The 17,259-nt window shown below is 61.4% G+C and carries 20 protein-coding genes; 14 read left to right on the plus strand and 6 right to left on the minus strand.

Annotated elements, in window-relative coordinates; genetic code table 11:
• Nucleotides 1-78: 78 nt before the first annotated feature.
• Complete coding sequence (locus NLY42_RS17010; protein WP_023668191.1) at nucleotides 79-306, plus strand: hypothetical protein; 228 nt, start codon at nucleotides 79-81, stop codon at nucleotides 304-306.
• On the plus strand, nucleotides 303-740 hold the full coding sequence (locus NLY42_RS17015; RefSeq protein ID WP_023682204.1) for a TA system VapC family ribonuclease toxin: 438 nt from the start codon (nucleotides 303-305) through the stop codon (nucleotides 738-740). The genes NLY42_RS17010 and NLY42_RS17015 overlap by 4 nt, the downstream gene beginning before the upstream one ends.
• Before the next feature lie 56 nt (nucleotides 741-796).
• Here the strand turns inward: NLY42_RS17015 and NLY42_RS17020 are convergent, their stop codons facing one another.
• Complete coding sequence (locus tag NLY42_RS17020) at nucleotides 797-1,387, minus strand: transglycosylase SLT domain-containing protein (protein WP_023707714.1); 591 nt, start codon at nucleotides 1,385-1,387, stop codon at nucleotides 797-799.
• A gap of 217 nt (nucleotides 1,388-1,604) precedes the next feature.
• Between NLY42_RS17020 and NLY42_RS17025 the strand changes: the two genes are divergently transcribed.
• Both NLY42_RS17025 and NLY42_RS17030 read left to right on the plus strand, forming a co-directional pair.
• On the plus strand, nucleotides 1,605-3,143 hold the full coding sequence (locus NLY42_RS17025) for a trimethylamine methyltransferase family protein (protein ID WP_023707716.1): 1,539 nt from the start codon (nucleotides 1,605-1,607) through the stop codon (nucleotides 3,141-3,143).
• 78 nt (nucleotides 3,144-3,221) lie between these two features.
• Nucleotides 3,222-5,663, plus strand: coding sequence for a GcvT family protein (locus NLY42_RS17030; RefSeq protein ID WP_023753562.1), 2,442 nt, complete (start codon nucleotides 3,222-3,224; stop codon nucleotides 5,661-5,663).
• Nucleotides 5,664-5,755: 92 nt separating this feature from the next.
• Here NLY42_RS17030 and NLY42_RS17035 read toward each other — a convergent pair whose 3' ends face one another.
• Entirely contained in the window at nucleotides 5,756-6,148 is a 393-nt protein-coding gene (locus NLY42_RS17035; RefSeq protein ID WP_023753561.1) for a DoxX family protein, read from the minus strand.
• 21 nt (nucleotides 6,149-6,169) lie between these two features.
• Between NLY42_RS17035 and NLY42_RS17040 the strand changes: the two genes are divergently transcribed.
• The gene (locus NLY42_RS17040; protein WP_348528068.1) at nucleotides 6,170-6,844 is read left to right on the plus strand and encodes a hypothetical protein; all 675 of its coding nucleotides are present in this window, start codon (nucleotides 6,170-6,172) and stop codon (nucleotides 6,842-6,844) included.
• 75 nt (nucleotides 6,845-6,919) lie between these two features.
• On the opposite strand, the gene NLY42_RS17045 is transcribed toward NLY42_RS17040, so the two are convergent.
• A complete protein-coding gene (locus NLY42_RS17045; protein WP_023735989.1) occupies nucleotides 6,920-7,696 on the minus strand; it encodes a VOC family protein in 777 nt (258 codons plus the stop codon).
• A 326-nt stretch (nucleotides 7,697-8,022) separates the two neighbouring features.
• On the opposite strand from NLY42_RS17045, the gene NLY42_RS17050 reads away from it, so the two are divergent.
• Both NLY42_RS17050 and NLY42_RS17055 read left to right on the plus strand, forming a co-directional pair.
• The gene (locus tag NLY42_RS17050; RefSeq protein WP_084779723.1) at nucleotides 8,023-8,880 is read left to right on the plus strand and encodes a DUF3800 domain-containing protein; all 858 of its coding nucleotides are present in this window, start codon (nucleotides 8,023-8,025) and stop codon (nucleotides 8,878-8,880) included.
• A 281-nt stretch (nucleotides 8,881-9,161) separates the two neighbouring features.
• Nucleotides 9,162-9,881 carry a gamma-glutamylcyclotransferase gene (locus NLY42_RS17055; protein ID WP_023687984.1) on the plus strand — a complete coding sequence of 240 codons (720 nt, stop codon included), beginning with the start codon at nucleotides 9,162-9,164 and terminating at the stop codon, nucleotides 9,879-9,881.
• 68 nt (nucleotides 9,882-9,949) lie between these two features.
• Here the strand turns inward: NLY42_RS17055 and NLY42_RS17060 are convergent, their stop codons facing one another.
• The gene (locus NLY42_RS17060; protein WP_156933742.1) at nucleotides 9,950-10,393 is read right to left on the minus strand and encodes a hypothetical protein; all 444 of its coding nucleotides are present in this window, start codon (nucleotides 10,391-10,393) and stop codon (nucleotides 9,950-9,952) included.
• A 212-nt stretch (nucleotides 10,394-10,605) separates the two neighbouring features.
• On the opposite strand from NLY42_RS17060, the gene NLY42_RS17065 reads away from it, so the two are divergent.
• From NLY42_RS17065 to NLY42_RS17090, 7 genes are all read left to right on the plus strand, one after another.
• Complete coding sequence (locus tag NLY42_RS17065; RefSeq protein WP_023753558.1) at nucleotides 10,606-11,973, plus strand: NAD(P)-dependent oxidoreductase; 1,368 nt, start codon at nucleotides 10,606-10,608, stop codon at nucleotides 11,971-11,973.
• Between the two features lie 127 nt (nucleotides 11,974-12,100).
• Nucleotides 12,101-12,289 carry a hypothetical protein gene (locus tag NLY42_RS32015; RefSeq protein WP_502882209.1) on the plus strand — a complete coding sequence of 63 codons (189 nt, stop codon included), beginning with the start codon at nucleotides 12,101-12,103 and terminating at the stop codon, nucleotides 12,287-12,289.
• Nucleotides 12,290-12,398: 109 nt separating this feature from the next.
• The gene (locus tag NLY42_RS17070; protein ID WP_023753556.1) at nucleotides 12,399-12,752 is read left to right on the plus strand and encodes a hypothetical protein; all 354 of its coding nucleotides are present in this window, start codon (nucleotides 12,399-12,401) and stop codon (nucleotides 12,750-12,752) included.
• Nucleotides 12,753-12,809: 57 nt separating this feature from the next.
• Nucleotides 12,810-14,123 (plus strand): NAD-dependent dihydropyrimidine dehydrogenase subunit PreA, encoded by a 1,314-nt coding sequence (gene preA / locus NLY42_RS17075; protein WP_023699020.1) that lies wholly within the window; start codon nucleotides 12,810-12,812, stop codon nucleotides 14,121-14,123.
• Between the two features lie 109 nt (nucleotides 14,124-14,232).
• Nucleotides 14,233-14,751 carry an RrF2 family transcriptional regulator gene (locus tag NLY42_RS17080; RefSeq protein ID WP_023697058.1) on the plus strand — a complete coding sequence of 173 codons (519 nt, stop codon included), beginning with the start codon at nucleotides 14,233-14,235 and terminating at the stop codon, nucleotides 14,749-14,751.
• A gap of 32 nt (nucleotides 14,752-14,783) precedes the next feature.
• Nucleotides 14,784-15,242 carry a carboxymuconolactone decarboxylase family protein gene (locus NLY42_RS17085; protein WP_023668206.1) on the plus strand — a complete coding sequence of 153 codons (459 nt, stop codon included), beginning with the start codon at nucleotides 14,784-14,786 and terminating at the stop codon, nucleotides 15,240-15,242.
• 76 nt (nucleotides 15,243-15,318) lie between these two features.
• Complete coding sequence (locus tag NLY42_RS17090; RefSeq protein ID WP_023753555.1) at nucleotides 15,319-15,696, plus strand: DoxX family protein; 378 nt, start codon at nucleotides 15,319-15,321, stop codon at nucleotides 15,694-15,696.
• A 1-nt stretch (nucleotide 15,697) separates the two neighbouring features.
• Here NLY42_RS17090 and NLY42_RS17095 read toward each other — a convergent pair whose 3' ends face one another.
• Together NLY42_RS17095 and NLY42_RS17100 are read right to left on the minus strand one after the other, a co-directional pair.
• Entirely contained in the window at nucleotides 15,698-16,420 is a 723-nt protein-coding gene (locus tag NLY42_RS17095; protein WP_023753554.1) for an SDR family oxidoreductase, read from the minus strand.
• Nucleotides 16,417-17,256 (minus strand): SDR family oxidoreductase, encoded by an 840-nt coding sequence (locus NLY42_RS17100; protein ID WP_023753553.1) that lies wholly within the window; start codon nucleotides 17,254-17,256, stop codon nucleotides 16,417-16,419. The genes NLY42_RS17095 and NLY42_RS17100 overlap by 4 nt, the downstream gene beginning before the upstream one ends.
• Nucleotides 17,257-17,259 lie beyond the last annotated feature (3 nt).

The following is a 17,259-nucleotide window of genomic DNA, read 5'->3' on the forward strand; positions in this document are numbered from 1 at the left end:
AGGCTACGTTCGCTTGAATATTGCTGTCCATTGCTTTTATGTGATGCGTGATGTTTGATGCGCGATAGGGAGCATATTGTGAGAACCACACTTGCAATCGATGACGATGTCCTACTTGCGGCCAAGGCCATGGCGCGACAGCAGGATCGCAGCGTTGGCGATGTCATTTCCGATTTGGCTCGCCGCTCACTGCGCCGGCCACCGACCGGCGGTGAACGCAACGGCATCCCCTTGCTTGCATCGCGGCCCGACGGCCCGATGGTCGATCTCGAAATGGTCAATGCGCTTCGCGACGAATTGCCGTGACCTTCCTGCTCGACGTCAATGTCTTGATTGCGTTGATCGATCCGGCTCACGTCGCGCATGAAGATGCCCATCGGTGGTTTCAATCCACCGGGCATTTATCATGGGCAACATGTCCCATTACCGAGAATGGCGTCATCAGGATTGTAAGCAACCCGAAATACCCCAATTCTCCGGGTTCGCCGGCCGTGGTGGCGCAGATTGTCGGCAAGCTGCATGCCCTTTCAGGACATCAGTTCTGGCCTGACGAGATCAGCCTTGTCGGTTCCAACGACATCGATGCAGCCAGGATCCTCACCCCGGCACAGGTAACGGATAGTTATCTGTTGGGACTCGCCAAGGCGCGTGACGGCCAATTGGCGACGTTTGACCGAAAGCTGTCGACGGCAGCGGTAAAGGGAGGGAGGTCGATCCTCCACCTGATCCCAAGCGAATGAATGGCTGAGTTCTGCTTCGATCGCAAACTGCGTGGCTGCAAGACCGCTTGGCAACGTCAGCTGCCGCATTGCTGCAGCTGTTCGGCATAGTCGCGGGCCATCTTTTCGGTCGCCCTGGCATAGCCCTGCACGCCGGCATCGCCACGGTTGCCGCGGCCGTAGGCGGTCCAGCCGAGATAGTAGGCGAGATAGAGATTGTAGGTGTCGTTGCGGGCGACGCCGAACGTGTCTGATGTCTTGGAATGATACCAGCCGACGAAATCGACGGCATCGGCAAACTTGGTCCGCCGCGCCGCCCAGCTGCCGGTTTCGCTCTGATATTGCGACCAGGTGCCGTCGAGCGCCTGCGAGAAACCGGTGGCCGACGAGACATGTTTCCACGGAATGAAGCCGAGCAGTTTGGTACGCGGCGGCCTGGCATTGCTCTTGAAACCGGATTCCTTGCGCACCGTCGCCATCAGCACGGGGACAGGGACGCCGTATTTCTGCGAGGCGCGCTCGGCGGCCGACTGCCAGTTGTCGAACCAGCCGTCGTTCTGGTCGAAGACGGCGCAGACATTGTTGATATGGTTGGGCGGCGTCGCGCAGGCCGGCAAAGCCAGCAGCACGCCAACCGCTACAATTTTACTCAAACTCGAACTACGCATTGGAAAACGAATAGGCCGAAATCATAAAGGGAATCTTGCGGCGTTTCTTAACGGCTTGCCGGCCTGGCTGCGCTCAGTGGGCCTGTACCATTATTCCGACCTTTCGCGTCGCCTTTATCTCCGTCAGAATTCAAAAATGCCGCCTTGGCTAAAATCACGTCCGCGAAGGGCGGATTTCTGACAGCGATGTCCGGATGCCGGCGCTCTGATGCCAGGCATGAATGAACCAAGACGCAAGCGCGGCGCGGAGCGAACCAGCAACCGGGGGCCTGCCGCCATCCCGCAACTTCCACTGCGGCGGGTGACCAATCCCTATCCGCCGATGGCGATGCTCTCAGTCGACCAGGTCGAAGCGATCCACCAGGCGTCGATGCACATTCTGGAAAATTTCGGCATCGAGGTGATGTCTCAGCGGGCGCTGGCGCTGTTCGAGAAGGCGGGCGCAAAGGTCGACCATGCGACCGCGAATGTCCGCATCGACCGGGGCCTTGTCGCCGAGGCGCTGAAGACCACGCAGTCCAGCTATCGGCTGACGCCGCGCAACCCCGCCAACACCATTCATCTCGGCGGCAACACGATCAATTTCACCCTCGTCGCCGGGCCGCCCAATGTGCACGACATGGAGCGCGGCCGGCGCGCTGGAAACTTGCACGACTATGCCGATCTGACCCGGCTGGCGCAGCATTTCAACTGCATCCACATGCTCGGCAACCAGGTCTGCGCGCCGGTGGAACTGCCGGCCAACACCAGGCACATGGATACCTATTTCACCAATCTGACGCTGACCGACAAATCGTTCCATGTCTCGGCGATCGGACGAGGCCGGGCGCTGGACGGCATCGAGATGATGGCAATCGCGCGCGGGCTGACGCTGGACGAGATGCGCGATGATCCCGGCATTGCCACCATCATCTCGGTCAACTCGCCGCGGCGTTTCGACGAGATGATGGCCGAAGGGCTGATGACCATGGCCGAGTTCGGCCAGTCGGTGGCGGTGACGCCGTTCACGCTGATGGGCGCGATGAGCCCGGTGACGCTCGCCGGCGCCCTGGCGCAGCAGAATGCCGAGGCGCTGTTCGGCGTGGTGCTGACGCAACTGGTGCGCCCCGGCGCGCCAGTGATGTACGGCGCCTTCACCTCCAACGTCGACATGAAGTCGGGGGCGCCGGCCTTCGGCACGCCGGAAAACACCAAGGCCAACATCGCCTCGGGGCAATTGGCGCGGCGCTACAATCTGCCCTACCGCACGACACCGGGGTCGGCATCGAATGCGGCGGACGCGCAAGGCGCCTACGAGACGCTGATGGCGCTGTGGGGCGCTGTGCTCGGCCACGGCAACCTCGTCTATCATGCCGCCGGCTGGCAGGAGGGCGGGCTGACGGCATCGTTCGAAAAGCTCATCATCGATGTCGAGATGATCCAGCACATGATGGAGTTCCTGCGCCCGATCGTCGTCGACGAGGCGGAGCTTGCGGTCGAGGCGCTGGGCGCGGTGCCGACCGGCGGCCATTTCTTCGGCGAACCGCACACGCTGGAACGCTATGCCACCGCCTTCTACCAGCCGATACTGTCCAACTGGCAGAATTACGAGGCATGGCAGGAGGCCGGCGGCCTCGACACGACGGCGCGCGCGACCCGGCTGTGGAAAAAGGCGCTGGAAGACTATGTCGAGCCGGTGATGGATATCGCCGTGCGCGAGGCGCTGGAGGCGTATGTGGCCAGGCGCAAGGAAGCGATCGGGCAGGGCGAGCCGTGACTTTTTCAGCGTCGGCGCGCGGCGCTGCCTTTCTGATTCACCTTATCTCCTCAACTCATTGATAACAGAGCAAAACTCATGAAATCGCATGCAAAGGTTGTGGTCATTGGCGGTGGCGTCGTCGGGTGCTCCGTGCTGTTCCATCTGGCCCGCCATGGCTGGACCGATGTCGTGCTTTTGGAGCGCGACGAGCTGACTTCCGGCTCGACCTGGCATGCGGCCGGTGGCATGCACACCATCAATGGCGACCCCAACGTCGCCAAGCTGCAGAAATACACGATCTCGCTCTACAAGGAGATCGAGGAGCTGTCGGGACAGGCGACCGGCGTGCATCTGACCGGCGGCGTGCTTCTGGCGGCGACCGAGGCGCGGCTCGACTGGCTGCGCGGCGTCGTCGCCAAGGGGCGTTACCTCGGCATCGACCTTGAGGAAATATCGGCCAGCGAAGCGGCCGAACTGATGCCGCTGCTCGACCCGAAACAATTCGTCGGCGCCGTTCGCAACAAGGAGGACGGCCATCTCGATCCCTCCGGCGTGACGCATGCCTATGCCAAGGCCGCGCGCAAGCTCGGCGCCGAGGTCGAGCGTTTCACCAAGGTCGAGGACATCGTGCGCCGGCCCGATGGCATGTGGCGCGTCATCACCAACAAGGGCGAAGTGGTGGCCGAGCATGTTGTCAATGCCGGCGGGTTATGGGCGCGCGAGGTCGGCCGCATGGTCGGGCTGGAGCTGCCGGTGCTGGCAATGGAGCACATGTACCTGATCACCGAGGATATGCCCGAGGTGGCGGCGTGGAACGCCAAGACCGGGACGGAAATCATCCATGCCGTCGATTTCGACGGTGAGCTGTACCTGCGCCAGGAGCGCGGCGGCATGCTGATGGGCACGTATGAGAAGGCCAACAAGGTCTGGTCCGAATTCCAGACACCGTGGAATTTCGGCCATGAACTGCTGGAGCCGGATATCGACCGCATCGCGCCGTCGCTCGAAGTCGGCCTCCGGCATTTCCCGGCCTTCGAGAGGACCGGCATCAAGCAGATCATCAACGGCCCCTTCACCTTCGCGCCGGACGGCAATCCGCTGGTCGGGCCGGTGCGTGGCCTTCCGGGCTTCTGGGTCGCCTGCGGGGTCATGGCGGGCTTTTCACAAGGCGGCGGCGTCGGTCTGGCGCTGTCCAACTGGATGATCGAGGGCGATCCCGGCGCCGACATCTGGGCCATGGATGTGGCGCGCTATGGCGACTGGGCGACGATGGCCTACACCAACGCCAAGGTGCGCGAGAATTATTCGCGCCGCTTCTCGATTCGCTTTCCCAATGAGGAGCTGCCCGCCGGGCGGCAGCTGAAGACGACGCCGATCTACGATTTGCTGTCGGCCAAGGGTGCGCAATGGGGTGTGTCCTATGGGCTGGAAGTGCCGCTGTGGTATGCGCCCGAGGGTGTCAGGGACGAGTTCTCGTGGCGGCGGTCCAGCGATTTCACCCATGTCGCCAATGAGGTCGCGACTGTTCGTGAGAGCGTCGGCCTGGCGGAGATTTCGAACTTCGCCAAATACAAGGTGACGGGAGGAGGGGCGGCCGCTTGGCTCGACCGGGTCTTTGCCTGCAAGTTGCCCAAGCCAGGCCGCATGACGCTGGCGCCGATGCTGAAGGATGACGGCAAGCTCATCGGCGATTTCACGCTGGCCAATATCGGTGCCCCCAATTCCAACGGGACCGAGTGGTTCATCGCCGGCTCCGGTATCGCCGAGCAGTATCATATGCGCTGGTTCGAGGCACATTTACCTGCGGATAGCTCAGTGCGCATAGAGGCGCTGGGGCAGAAACTGACCGGTCTGGCGATCGCCGGCCCGAAAGCGCGAGAGGTCTTGGCGAAAGCCAGCCGCGCGGATGTCGCCAACACCGCATTCCCCTTCATGGCGGTCGCGAAAATGGAAATCGGCACGGCGCCGTGCCTGGTCGGCCGCATCAGCTACACCGGCGATCTCGGCTACGAGATCTGGGTGGCGCCGGAATATCAGCGCGCTGCCTTCCAGGCGTTGATGGCGGCAGGCGCGGAATTCGGCCTCGGCCTGTTCGGCTCGCGCGCGCTCAATGCGTTGCGGCTGGAGAAAAACTACGGCTCATGGGCGCGTGAATACCGGCCGATCTACGGGCCGCTGGAGGCCGGACTCGACCGTTTCGTCGCCTATGGCAAGGATGCCGATTTCATCGGCAAGGCCGGCGCTCTTGCCGAGCGCAAGCAGGGCGGCAAGCTCAGGCTGCGCACGTTCATCCTCGATGCCGACGATGCCGATGTCATCGGCGACGAGCCGATCTGGTACGATGGCGCGGTGCGCGGCTGGGTGACGTCGGGCGGCTATGCGCATCACTCGAAAAAATCCGTCGCCATCGGCTATGTGCCGAAGGAGATCGCCGATGAGAGCGACGGCTTCGAGATCGAACTTTTGGGCAAGCGCCACGCGGCGCGCGTTCAGGCAGCGCCGCTCTTTGACGCGAACTTCGAGCGAATGCGCGCCTGAAGCGCTTCGGCTTCGCCGAGGCGCTTCAGATTCCTTTGTGCATGTCGTTATCCCAAAACCGCTGCGCACCTTTGGGCGACATGCATTGCGCGTCAGACGTTGCGGCGGTTGTCGAGCGCGAAGGCGCCGGCGCCGGCAAACACCAGATAGAGGAAGATGAAGCAGAAGGAGATTGCCGCGTCGCCGCTGTTGTTGACCGGGAAGAAGTCGCGCGGGTAGTGCGCCATGAAATAGGCGATGGCCATCTCGCCGGCCAGAAGGAACGCGACCGGGCGGGTCAACAGACCGAGCGCCAGCAGGATGCCACCGGCGAATTCCAGGATGCCTGCCGTCGCCGTCAGGCCGCTAAGAGCGTGAGGCTCGGCGCTGACCGGAAAATTGAACAGTTTCTGCGAGCCATGCTCGAGGAACTGCAGGGCTGTGATGATGCGCAGGACGCCGAGTGCCTGCGGCTGAAATCTGGCGAGACCGTCAAAAGGCTTCATCTAAACTCCATTTTTCCAACCATGTGGCCCGGCCATAAATCATCACCCGGCGCTGGACCATTCACTTCCCATGGCCTGTCATCAACAATCGGTGATTGCAATTATTTCCAGTCTGACTTCGAAATTTGCTCTCGTTATGGTTGCATACATCTCGTTAAGGTTGTATATCTGCGAGTAGACACTCCAAACCAGACGGGTTCCTTCGCCATGAAAAAAGTCGCCATCAGCCTGTTCGCAATCCTCGCAAGCACCAGTTTCGCCGTGGCCGCTGATGCTGGCTGCGATGCCTTCAAATGGCCGGTAACACGCGAGCAGGAACTGTTTCCGGCAGCGCCCGCCGCGCAGTCCGGTGCCTCTCTTGCTTTCGGCGAAGCCGCGGATATGGCGCTGGAGCCGGTCGATGCGGTCAGCTTCATGGTCTCACCGCAACGCGCGCCGGCAGCCGGCACGTTCGGCGCGACGGCAAACGTGGCCGTGCCAACGGAAGGAGAGCTCCAGATCAGCCTGTCCGATGAGGCCTGGGTCGACGTCATTCAGGATGGCCAGGCCGTGAAATCAGCCGGTTTCAGCGGCGTGAAGACCTGCCTCGGCGTCCGCAAGAGCCTGCGCTTCAAGCTGACGCCTGGCGCAGCCACGATCCAGCTCAGCGGCGCCAGGAAAGAGAACCTCAAAGTTGCGGTGCTGGCGCCGGAGTGACCGCGCCCGGACGCGCCTCTCATCGCACCAGCGGCGCGATGAGAGCAGTTCCGTGCAGGCGAGTACCGGAGGGGATCAGCGGCCGGGCGCGATCAGCGCGAAATAAGCGCCTTGCGGATCGGTGAACTGGGCAATCCATTGGCCGGTCGGCACCGGCATCGGACCCATGACAATCTTGCCGCCATTGTCGGTGACGCGTTTGGCGGCTGCGTCGATGGCGTCGACATTGAAGTAGAACAGCCAGACCGGCACCGGCAGCTGTTGCGGCTTGTTCATGATGCCGCCGCCGGATTCAGGGCCGGCCGAGAAGGTCTGATAGATGCCCATCTCGCCGACGTCCATGCTACCGGCATCAGTCCAGCCGAACTGGCTTGAGTAGAAATCGAAGGCCTTCTGGCGGTCGGACGCATAAAGCTCGTGCCAGCCGACATGGCCCGGCGTCGTTGCCGGAAGGACGGGCTGGTCGGGACCATTGGGCTGCAGGAACATGAAGGCGGCGCCTTGCGGGTCGGCGACGACGGAGAAGCGGCCGACGCCGGGAATGTCGTCGGGTTCGCGGTGAACAGCCCCGCCGGCGGCTTTCAGTGCCTCGGTCGAGGCATCGGTATCGCTGGTGTGGATATAGCCGAACCAGGCCGGCTTCAGACCCGTCCTGGCTGCTTCCTCGGGCAGGGTCATCAGCCCGCCGACGCCACGCTCGGCGGAGTTCACCACGATATAGCGCGGCATGCCGGGCGCCTTGTCGAAGGGCTCGGCCCGCCAGCCGACCACGGTGGTGTAGAACGCTTGCGCCGCATCGAGGTCGCTGGTCATCAACTCGTACCAGAAGAAGGGCATTGGGGATTTCGGCATTTTTAGTCTCCTCACCTTCATGCATCGATCGTTGTCCGATCCATCAAAGGACGATCTCGGCAGCGCGAATCCGACAGCGGGCTTGAGAAAATCCAACGGCCGCGTTGATACATCGTTCCGCACTTCGCCGCGGCTCTTTACAGATTTTTGGAAGTAATTGTTGTGCGTTGTACGGATAGCGCGGGCGCGCGCCGTATTAGTGTTACGGGCTCAGAGTTTGGGCTAAGGTGGAATACCGTACTTTGAGCATCCATTGGCAGGTGGTAGGATGATAGACGCTTATTCGAAAGTATTTGAAAATCAGCTGTTCCTAGGATTTTGCATTCGTGCGTCTAGAGGCTTACATAGACGAGTCGGGGGATGATGGAGGGTTTCCGATCCAGATTGTCGGCGGGTATGTTGTTAGACCCGAAGATGCGCGTTTCGTAGAGACGGCATGGGCAGCCGTCTTAAGAAAGTATGGCGATCTTCCCTACTTCCATATGGTGGAATGCGCTCCTGAGCCTCCAAGCGGCGTCTTCAAAGGAATGCCAAAAGAGCGCAGAATACAGCTTCAAACCGAACTGATGGACCTAATTAATCGACACGTCGCCTTTTCGATTATCTGTTCCACCCCATTGGGCAGATATGATGGGTATAACAAAGATGGAAAATATATTGACCCATATACCTATCTTGTAGGGAACGTATCTGATACAATATATGATATTGCAAATATATATTTTAGAGATTGCGAAGTATCTCTTTTTTATGAAAGTGGACACAAGAACGGGAACACTGCTTGCGAGTATTTCAATGATAGGAAGATCCACCGTCCGCGGACTTCATTTTCATTTATGGACAAGCGAGCGTCTGGCATGATCCAGGCAGCTGACATCATCGTCTGGCAATATGCAAAATTCATAAAGGATATGGTTCAATCTGAGAGAGGCCCCAGAAAAGATTTTCGATCGCTCATGACGGTGCCCGCTAGAATCATGCACGTTGTGCCGACTAAGGATCGAAAACTCACTCTGATTCCGCTTACTGACGGCGATGTTGACAACGGGGAGGCGAGACAACTGCTGCGCGATATCTATGGACCAAACGAGCCGCCCGAGGGCGGTTTGTTTCGAAAGGTGTTGGATCACAAGGGAAAGGGTTTCAAGAGATGGGGGAACGGGAAGGGATGGGAGTGGGACTAGACGACAAGATTGATTAGGTCGGGTGAGCGTTTTCGACCAATGTCATCAGTTCGTACCAGAAGAAGGGCATCGGGGATTTTGGCATTTCTCGGTCTCCTCACCTTCATGCATAGATCGTCGTCCGATCCATCAAAGGACGTTTTCAGCGACGCGAATCCGACAGCGAAGCGGAGAAAGTTCAACGGCTGCGTTGACACATCGTTCCGCACTTCGTCCCGCTCGACGCCTTGCACATGCGGCGGTTTTCGACTTTCCTTGGGCAAACGAGGGGTTGTCGTTTCATGCGCCTTATGTCGCTCACGCCTGAGCTTGTTTCACTGTGCCATCGCGAAGAGGTCGATCCTGGACCCGACGGCAGCTGGACGCAGCTGAACGACGAGGATTTCCGTGCTCTTGCCGCGCGGCTCTCCAACGAAGCGGATGCGGGGCCGCTATGGGTGTTCGCCTATGGCTCGTTGATCTGGAAGCCGGCTTTCGAGTCCGTCGAACGGCAGCGCGCCACTGCGTTTGGCTGGCATCGCTCCTTCTGCCTCGACATGGTGCGCTGGCGCGGCAGCGTCGCGCAGCCGGGGCTGATGATGGCGCTCGAACGCGGCGGCCGATGCGACGGCGTCATCTACCGTCTGCCCGACGGCGACAAGCCGCAGCAGATCGAAAGACTGCTGCGGCGCGAGATCGACGATCATGAGAGTGTCAGCTCGGTCCGGTGGGTTCCCGTGCGCACCCAGCAGGGCCGGATACGGGCGCTCGGCTTCTGGGTCGGGGTGACGGGCAGGGGAACCTCGCTCGGGCAGCCGCTGGACACGGTGGCGGGGGTGCTTGCCAGAGCCTGCGGCCATGTCGGCTCGGGCGCGGAATATCTCTACAACACCGTCAGCCACCTCGAGGAATTCGGCATCCGCGACCGCAATCTGTGGCGGCTGCAGCAACTGGTTGCCGACGAGATCAGGTCGATCCATGGCGGCCGCTCAGATGCCAGCCTACAGCTGGCACCTTCGTAGCGAACAGCCACCAATCTTGGCCTGTGCCGGAGCGTATGCGGTTTCAAGGCGTTTCGCTCCCCGGGTGATCAGATCCAAGAAGGAGTGGCTTCACGAGCAATGACCTCAACCGTGGATTCGAGACTGAGCAGCAGAAAATGCGTACAGTCTTCTGTCGGGCCAAGTGTCGATCGCAACCAGTGCGAGTTCTCCACTCGCAGGATCGGCCACCTGTAGGAGGCTTGCCTGCCAGATCCAATCAATGGGATCGAGGTGTCCGCACGGATTTTGGTCAGTCCCAGCATGTCATCATGGGCAGCCAGGGCTACTACCCCTTGAAAATCGATTTTGAGAGTTCGTTCCGATGTCCCGAAGTCGCCTTCGACGGTCAGCTCAAAGTTATTGTCGGATTTTAGACGCCACACCTGACAGGCAGCCAGAGGTAAATCTCCCACGGGCTCCCACCGGTGAGCCGTCTCCCTATCATCGGTCATCGCCTTCTCCGTTGAATGAAAGCCGCGCATCGTGCTCAAGCGCCCTATCATTTCGCGCTGGCCTGGAACAGCTTGCCGCGACTTGGAGCTTGTCGCGCTCCCCTCTTTGAGGACGCAACCGTCACTCATAACATGAGGAACTAAATCATATTATCAGCTAGTCTTTTCAGCGGCTTGGGTCGAAAATTGACCAATTGATAAAAAAATAAAACGTGCTAGCCTTCCCCAAAACGAAAACAGGGGAACTGACGATGCCAGAAGGCCAGTTCAAGGACGGCATTGCCGGCGGCCGGCTTGCCGCCGACCAGTACGCCGAGAATTTTTCCGACCTGCATCCGCCGCTCGATCACCACGAGGCGCTGGTCGAATCCGACCGCTGCTATTTCTGTTACGATGCGCCGTGCATGAATGCGTGCCCGACCTCGATCGACATTCCCCTGTTCATCCGCCAGATATCGACCGGCAACCCGATCGGTTCGGCCAAGACGATTTTCGACCAGAACATACTGGGTGGCATGTGCGCCCGCGTCTGCCCGACCGAGACGCTTTGCGAAGAGGTCTGCGTGCGCGAGGTGGCGGAAGGCAAGCCGGTGCAGATCGGCCGCCTGCAACGCTACGCCACCGATGTCGCCATGGCCGAGCACAAGCAGTTTTATCCGCGCGCTGAATCGACCGGCAAGTCGGTCGCCGTCGTGGGCGCCGGACCGGCCGGTCTTGCCGCGGCCCACCGGCTCGCCCGCCAGGGCCACGAGGTGACCATACTGGAAGCCCGCCCGAAGGCCGGCGGCCTCAACGAATATGGCATCGCCGCCTACAAGAGCATCGACAATTTCGCCCAGGCCGAGGTCGACTATGTCACGGGGATCGGCGGCATCGATATCCAGAACGGCAGGGCGCTCGGCCGCGACTACCAGCTGTCGGATCTGATCCGGAATTACGATGCGGTGTTTCTTGGCATGGGACTTGGCGGCGTCAACGCGCTGCGCGCAGATGGCGAGGAGGCCGATGGCGTCGTGAATGCGGTCGAGTTCATCGCCGAGCTACGCCAGGCCAGCGATCTCGCGAGCCTGCCGGTCGGCCGGCGCGTCGTCGTCATCGGCGGCGGCATGACGGCGATCGACGCCGCGGTGCAGTCGAAGCTGCTCGGCGCCGAGGAGGTGACGATCTGCTACCGGCGCGGCCAGGAACACATGAACGCTTCCGAGTTCGAGCAGGATCTGGCAGCCGCCAACGGCGTCACCATCCGCCACTGGCTGCAGCCGAAGCGGGTCATCGCCGAGGCTGGCAAAGTGTCGGGCATCGAGCTCGAATACACCGCCATGAACGGGGACAGGCTTGCCGGCACGGGCGAGACGCTGACGCTTACCGCCGACCAGGTGTTCAAGGCGATCGGCCAGAGCTTTGTGCCGGCGGCACTTAACGGCAGCGGTGCTGCGATCGAACTCGAAGCCGGCCGCATCAAGGTCGACGCGGAAGGCCGCACCTCGCTCGCCAATGTCTGGGCCGGCGGCGACTGCATTTTCGGCGGCGACGATTTGACGGTCTCGGCCGTCGCGCAAGGCCGCGACGCGGCGGAGAGCATCAACCGGGCACTGGCTGGAGGAAGCTGGAATGCCTAACGTCGTCAAGTTCGTTGGAGCTTTAAGCACGAGCCTGTTGCTGTTTTCTGCCAACGCCTCGGCGGCTCATCGTGTGACCAGATATTTTGATCAACCGGACGTTCGCGCAGGGGAGGCGTTCTCTCCTATGCTTGGGTGCGGGAACGAGGAGCTCATCTCTGGAGGTTACGCGCTTGATATCCCGCCGGCCAACCCTACTGCGTTGGTTGTATCGGCAAGTTATCCGTTTAGCGACCATGTGTGGCAGGTCGTCGTCCGAAACGTTTCGAGTGAGCCTGTAGCAGTTCAGATGACTCTTGTTGTGATCTGTAGCTAGCGGAGAGAGTTATGACCGACATCCGCAACAATTTCGTCGGCATCAAATCGCCCAATCCGTTCTGGTTGGCCTCGGTAAAGCCGACCCGCTTGTTCAACCGGGCACTGCGATGATCGCGCCGATCCTCGCTGCCGTCATCGGCACCGCGGCAATGCCGGCGGCTTCACCGGACTATTGGCTCTATACGCAATGGTGTGACGCGAAGGGTGAAGAGCGGATGTCCGTCGAGGCATCCGGTGTCGGCTTCAGCGAGCACACGATCTGCCAATGGACATCCGGGCCGCCAAGCGGCGATCATGTTGAGACAAAGATTTCATGCGCCAGCGTCTATCTCAACGGGGACGAGACCGTGCGCATGGACGAAAGAATGGTCGGGTTGGAGGCGCGCAAGGGCGATCCGGACCAGATCACGGTAACGGTCGAAGGCGAACCGCCATCGGTTTTTCTTCGATGCGAGGAATGATCGCAGGCAACGCTTTGAGGTGGCGGTAAGCCCGCCACGGCCAGAGGAGAAAGACCCATGGCAGACATTCGAAACAATTTCGTCGGCATCAAATCGCCCAATCCGTTCTGGCTGGCTTCGGCGCCGCCGACCGACAAGGCCTACAACGTCATCCGCGCCTTCAAGGCGGGCTGGGGCGGCGTCGTGTGGAAGACGCTGGGCGAAGAAGGTCCGCCGGTGGTCAACGTCAACGGCCCGCGTTATGGCGCGATCTGGGGGGCGGACCGGCGCCTGCTCGGCCTCAACAATATCGAGCTGATCACCGACCGCGATTTGCAGGTCAATCTGCGCGAGATAAAGCAGGTCAAGAAGGACTGGCCCGACCGCGCCATCGTCGTCTCACTGATGGTGCCATGCGTCGAGGAAAGCTGGAAGGCGATCCTGCCGGTGGTCGAGGAGACCGAAGCCGACGGCATCGAGCTCAATTTCGGCTGCCCGCACGGCATGTCGGAACGCGGCATGGGCGCGGCTGTCGGCCAGGTGCCTGAATACATCGAAATGGTAGTGCGCTGGTGCAAGGCCAACACCCGCATGCCTGTCATCACCAAGCTGACGCCGAATATCACCGATGTGCGCAAGCCGGCGCGCGCCGCACTCTCCGGCGGAACCGACGCGGTGTCGCTGATCAACACCATCAACTCGATCACCGGCGTCGACCTCGACAGTTTCGCGCCGCAGCCGACCATCGACGGCAAGGGCTCGCATGGCGGCTATTGCGGCCCGGCGGTGAAGCCGATCGCCATGAACATGGTGGCCGAGATCGCCCGCGATCCGGAAACGCGCGGCCTGCCGATCTCCGGCATTGGCGGCATCACCACCTGGCGCGATGCGGCTGAATTCATGGCGCTCGGCGCCGGCAATGTGCAGGTGTGCACGGCGGCGATGACTTACGGCTTCAAGATCGTGCAGGAGATGATCGCCGGTCTCGAAAACTGGATGGACGAGAAAGGCCACGCCTCGCTCAACGACATTGTCGGCCGCGCCACGCCCAACGTCACCGACTGGCAGTATCTCAACCTCAATTACATCGCCAAGGCGCATATCGACCAGGACGCCTGCATCAAATGCGGCCGCTGCCACATCGCCTGCGAGGACACTTCGCACCAGGCAATCACCAACATGGTCGACGGCGTCAGGCATTTCGAGGTGATCGAGGCCGAGTGCGTCGGCTGCAATCTGTGCGTCAATGTCTGCCCGGTCGAGAACTGCATCACCATGGAGCCGCTGGCCGCCGGCGTCATGGACCAGCGCACCGGCAAGCCGGTGTCGCCGGTCTATGCCAACTGGACGACGCACCCGAACAACCCGATGGCCAAGGTGGCCGCAGAGTAGGGAACGGGTCGAAGAAAAAAGCGGCGCTTTCGAGCGCCGTTTTTCATTTTACTATTGCAGATAAAATCTATCTAGGATAAAATATATCCATGAATAGGAGCGCAACATCGTGAAACTGGGCGAGGGTGTAGAAGCGGCCATCCATTGCGCGGCCACACTGGCCAGCGTGGAGGGCAACAGCACGATGCCGGGTGCTGCCTTGGCAGAGTCCTTCGGCCTGTCGCCGAGCTATCTGCTGAAACATCTGAACCAGCTGACGGCTGCGCGCATCCTGGAATCGGTGCCGGGACCGGCGGGCGGCTACCGGCTGGCGCGTCCGGCCGAGCGCATCACGCTGCTCGATATCGTGCTTGCGGTCGAGGGTCGCGAGCCGGCCTTCCGCTGCGGCGAGATCCGCCAGCGCGGCCCGGTCAAGATCGATGCTTCGGCCTATGTGAAGCCGTGCGGCATCAATGCCGCGATGCTGAAAGCCGAGCGTGCCTATCGTGCCGCTCTCGCGGAAACCCGGTTGTCCGACATCGTGGCTGACTACAAGGCCGAAGGCGATCCGCGATCGTTTGCCGCCAGCTGTGCCTTTGTGGCGCGCCATCAGCGGCCGCAGAAACCCGCTTCGACCAAACAGATTTAATCCCCCGCCAAACAGATGTGAAAGGAAAGACGATGAAACAGAGACTGCAATTCTTCGCCAAGGCGCCTGAGATCATGAAAGCCGTGTCGGCGCTTAACAAGGCGGTCGACGAATGCGGGCTTGAAGTGAGCCTGCTGCATTTGATCAAGCTCCGCGCCTCGCAGATCAATGGCTGCTCCTACTGCGTCGAGATGCATAGCCGCGAGGCGAGGCGCGATGGCGAAACCGAGACACGGCTCTATCTGGTTTCGGCCTGGAAGGAATCGCCGCTGTTTTCCGAGCGCGAACGCGCGGCGCTTGCTTGGACCGAGGCAACGACCCTGATCGCCAACAATGGCGTTTCCGACGAACTCTATGCCCGCACGCTAGAGCACTTCTCGGAAGAGGAACTGGTCAAGCTGTCGGTCGCGATCGGCATGATCAACACCTGGAACCGGCTCTGCATCCCGTTCCACGCCATTCACCCGATGCCGGCTGCCAAAGCAGCCTGACCGTCCGGTTAGTCATGGAGCGCCGTGGAAAGGGCGGCGCTCCACCTGTTTCATGCTTAAGTACGGGGAAGATTTCATGCCTGTCGATTTGCCTTCGACCCTGTTGTTTCTCGGCCGCCTGTTGCTTGGCGGCGCCTTCGTTGTCGCGGGACTGCGCAATGTTCAAAACGAGGCGTTCCTGACCGGGCTGATGGCCGCGCGCGACGTGCCGCAGGCGAGATTGGCGTTGTGGGCCGGCATCGTCCTGCAGACCATTGCCGGCGCGCTGGTGATGGCCGGCCTGTGGACCGCGATCGCCAGTGCTGTGCTGGTGCTGTTTCTCATTGTCGCGACGCCGATGTTCCACAATTTCTGGGACCATCAGGGCCCGGACCGGGCCTCGCGCATCAACGGCTTCGTCGGCAACGTCGCCCTGGCCGGAGGCTTTCTCACGCTGATCGCACAGTCGCTGTAGGTCACGCCGCGAAGCGCAAACCGCCATCGCAGGTCAGCACCTGGCCGGTCATGAAGCCGTTGGAGACGAGAAAGGCGATTGCGCCGGCGACGTCTTCGGCGCGGCCGATCCTGCCCACCGGGGTTTTGCCGGCATATTCGCTGAACACCGCCTGCCGCTGGTCTTCGGCCAGAAAATCCCACCATGGCGTGTCGATGACGCCGGGCGCCACGACGTTGACGCGCAGAGGCTTCAGTTCGACCGCCAGGATCGGCACCACCGTCAGCAGCATGCCGTTGACGGCGGCAATGCCAGCCACGCCGGGCGCCGACAATTGTGCCGACACCGCCGAGATGAAAGTGACCGATCCCGATCTGTTGAGCGTCGGTAAGGCTGCCTGCAAACAGGACAGCTGCGGCCTGACTTTCTCGTCGACGCCGCCGGCGATGTCTGCGAGGTCGAGGGTTTCGAACCGCCCAAGTCCCTTGCCGCCGCTGGCAGCCAGCACGAGGTGATCGAACGGTCCGAGTTCCCCAAAGAACTGGCGGACTTCGTCCGGCTTCGAAGCATCGAAGCCAGCTTTTTCGGCGGCGCCGCCGAGGCTCTTCCAGGCGCTGGTGAGCTTGTCCTGGTTTCGTCCGGTGATGGTCACCTTCATGCCTGGGCCCAGCAGTTTTCGCGCCGTTGCCAGGCCGATGCCGGATGAGCCGCCGACGACGACCGTGTGTTCGATCTTGCCGGTCATGAATGCTGTTCCTTCGATTGTGGGGAAGCCTGGCCGACGAAGTCGAGGCTCAGGGTTCGCAATTGCTGTCTGGCCTTGGCGTCATAGGCTTGTGCTTCGGCGCGGGATTCCTTTTGGCCATCGAAATAGAGGCCACTGCGGCCCTCCAGGGCGGGCGATGTCGCGAGGTTGAGAATGGCGTCGGCGCCGGTCTCGACCGAGCTCCATGGCGTCACGCCGGCTTGGCGGACCATGGTGGTGTTCATGTAGCTCGCTGGATGCAGAGCGTTGACGGTGACGCCGCTGCCTTTCAACTCTCCGGCCAGGTCGATGGTGAACAGGATCTGCGCCAGCTTGCTCTGGCAATAGGCGCGCACGCCGTCATAGGAACGTGTCAGCATGACATCGCCGAAATCGATCGCCTGCTGGCCGGCCGAAGCGACGTTGATGATGCGCGCCGGCGAACTCGCCTTGAGCAGCGGCAGCAGTTCCGAGGTCAGCAGGAAACCGGCGAGATAGTTGACCGCAAAGCGCAGTTCGAAGCCGTCGGCGCTGAGCTGTCGCTTGGCGCCGGCCGTGCCGATGCCGGCATTGTTGATGAGGATGTCGAGCCGGTCGGTTTTTGCGCGTACGGCCTCGGCAAGGCGGCGGACCTCGGCTAGCGAGGCGAGGTTGGCGGCGAGGAACTCGGCCTTGCCGCCGGCGGATTCGATTTCTGCGACGGTTGCCTTGCCGCGAGCCGCGTCACGGCCATGCACCAGCACGCGCGCGCCGCCGGCGCCCAGCCTTTGCGCGACGACACGGCCGACGCCGTCGGTCGAACCGGTGATGAGGATTGTCTTGTCTTTCAGATCCATATT

Source organism: Mesorhizobium sp. C372A, assembly GCF_030323245.1.
Classification (GTDB): domain Bacteria; phylum Pseudomonadota; class Alphaproteobacteria; order Rhizobiales; family Rhizobiaceae; genus Mesorhizobium.

Bases quoted from the DNA above. Each gene is read 5' to 3' on its own strand.
- NLY42_RS17020 (WP_023707714.1), bottom strand. From the start codon at position 1,387: ATGCGTAGTTCGAGTTTGAGTAAAATTGTAGCGGTTGGCGTGCTGCTG.
- NLY42_RS17025 (WP_023707716.1), top strand. From the start codon at position 1,605: ATGAATGAACCAAGACGCAAGCGCGGCGCGGAGCGAACCAGCAACCGG.
- NLY42_RS17030 (WP_023753562.1), top strand. From the start codon at position 3,222: ATGAAATCGCATGCAAAGGTTGTGGTCATTGGCGGTGGCGTCGTCGGG.
- NLY42_RS17035 (WP_023753561.1), bottom strand. From the start codon at position 6,148: ATGAAGCCTTTTGACGGTCTCGCCAGATTTCAGCCGCAGGCACTCGGC.
- NLY42_RS17040 (WP_348528068.1), top strand. From the start codon at position 6,170: ATGTGGCCCGGCCATAAATCATCACCCGGCGCTGGACCATTCACTTCC.
- NLY42_RS17045 (WP_023735989.1), bottom strand. From the start codon at position 7,696: ATGCCGAAATCCCCAATGCCCTTCTTCTGGTACGAGTTGATGACCAGC.
- NLY42_RS17055 (WP_023687984.1), top strand. From the start codon at position 9,162: ATGCGCCTTATGTCGCTCACGCCTGAGCTTGTTTCACTGTGCCATCGC.
- NLY42_RS17065 (WP_023753558.1), top strand. From the start codon at position 10,606: ATGCCAGAAGGCCAGTTCAAGGACGGCATTGCCGGCGGCCGGCTTGCC.
- NLY42_RS32015 (WP_502882209.1), top strand. From the start codon at position 12,101: ATGCTTGGGTGCGGGAACGAGGAGCTCATCTCTGGAGGTTACGCGCTT.
- NLY42_RS17070 (WP_023753556.1), top strand. From the start codon at position 12,399: ATGATCGCGCCGATCCTCGCTGCCGTCATCGGCACCGCGGCAATGCCG.
- preA (WP_023699020.1), top strand. From the start codon at position 12,810: ATGGCAGACATTCGAAACAATTTCGTCGGCATCAAATCGCCCAATCCG.
- NLY42_RS17085 (WP_023668206.1), top strand. From the start codon at position 14,784: ATGAAACAGAGACTGCAATTCTTCGCCAAGGCGCCTGAGATCATGAAA.
- NLY42_RS17090 (WP_023753555.1), top strand. From the start codon at position 15,319: ATGCCTGTCGATTTGCCTTCGACCCTGTTGTTTCTCGGCCGCCTGTTG.
- NLY42_RS17095 (WP_023753554.1), bottom strand. From the start codon at position 16,420: ATGACCGGCAAGATCGAACACACGGTCGTCGTCGGCGGCTCATCCGGC.
- NLY42_RS17100 (WP_023753553.1), bottom strand. From the start codon at position 17,256: ATGGATCTGAAAGACAAGACAATCCTCATCACCGGTTCGACCGACGGC.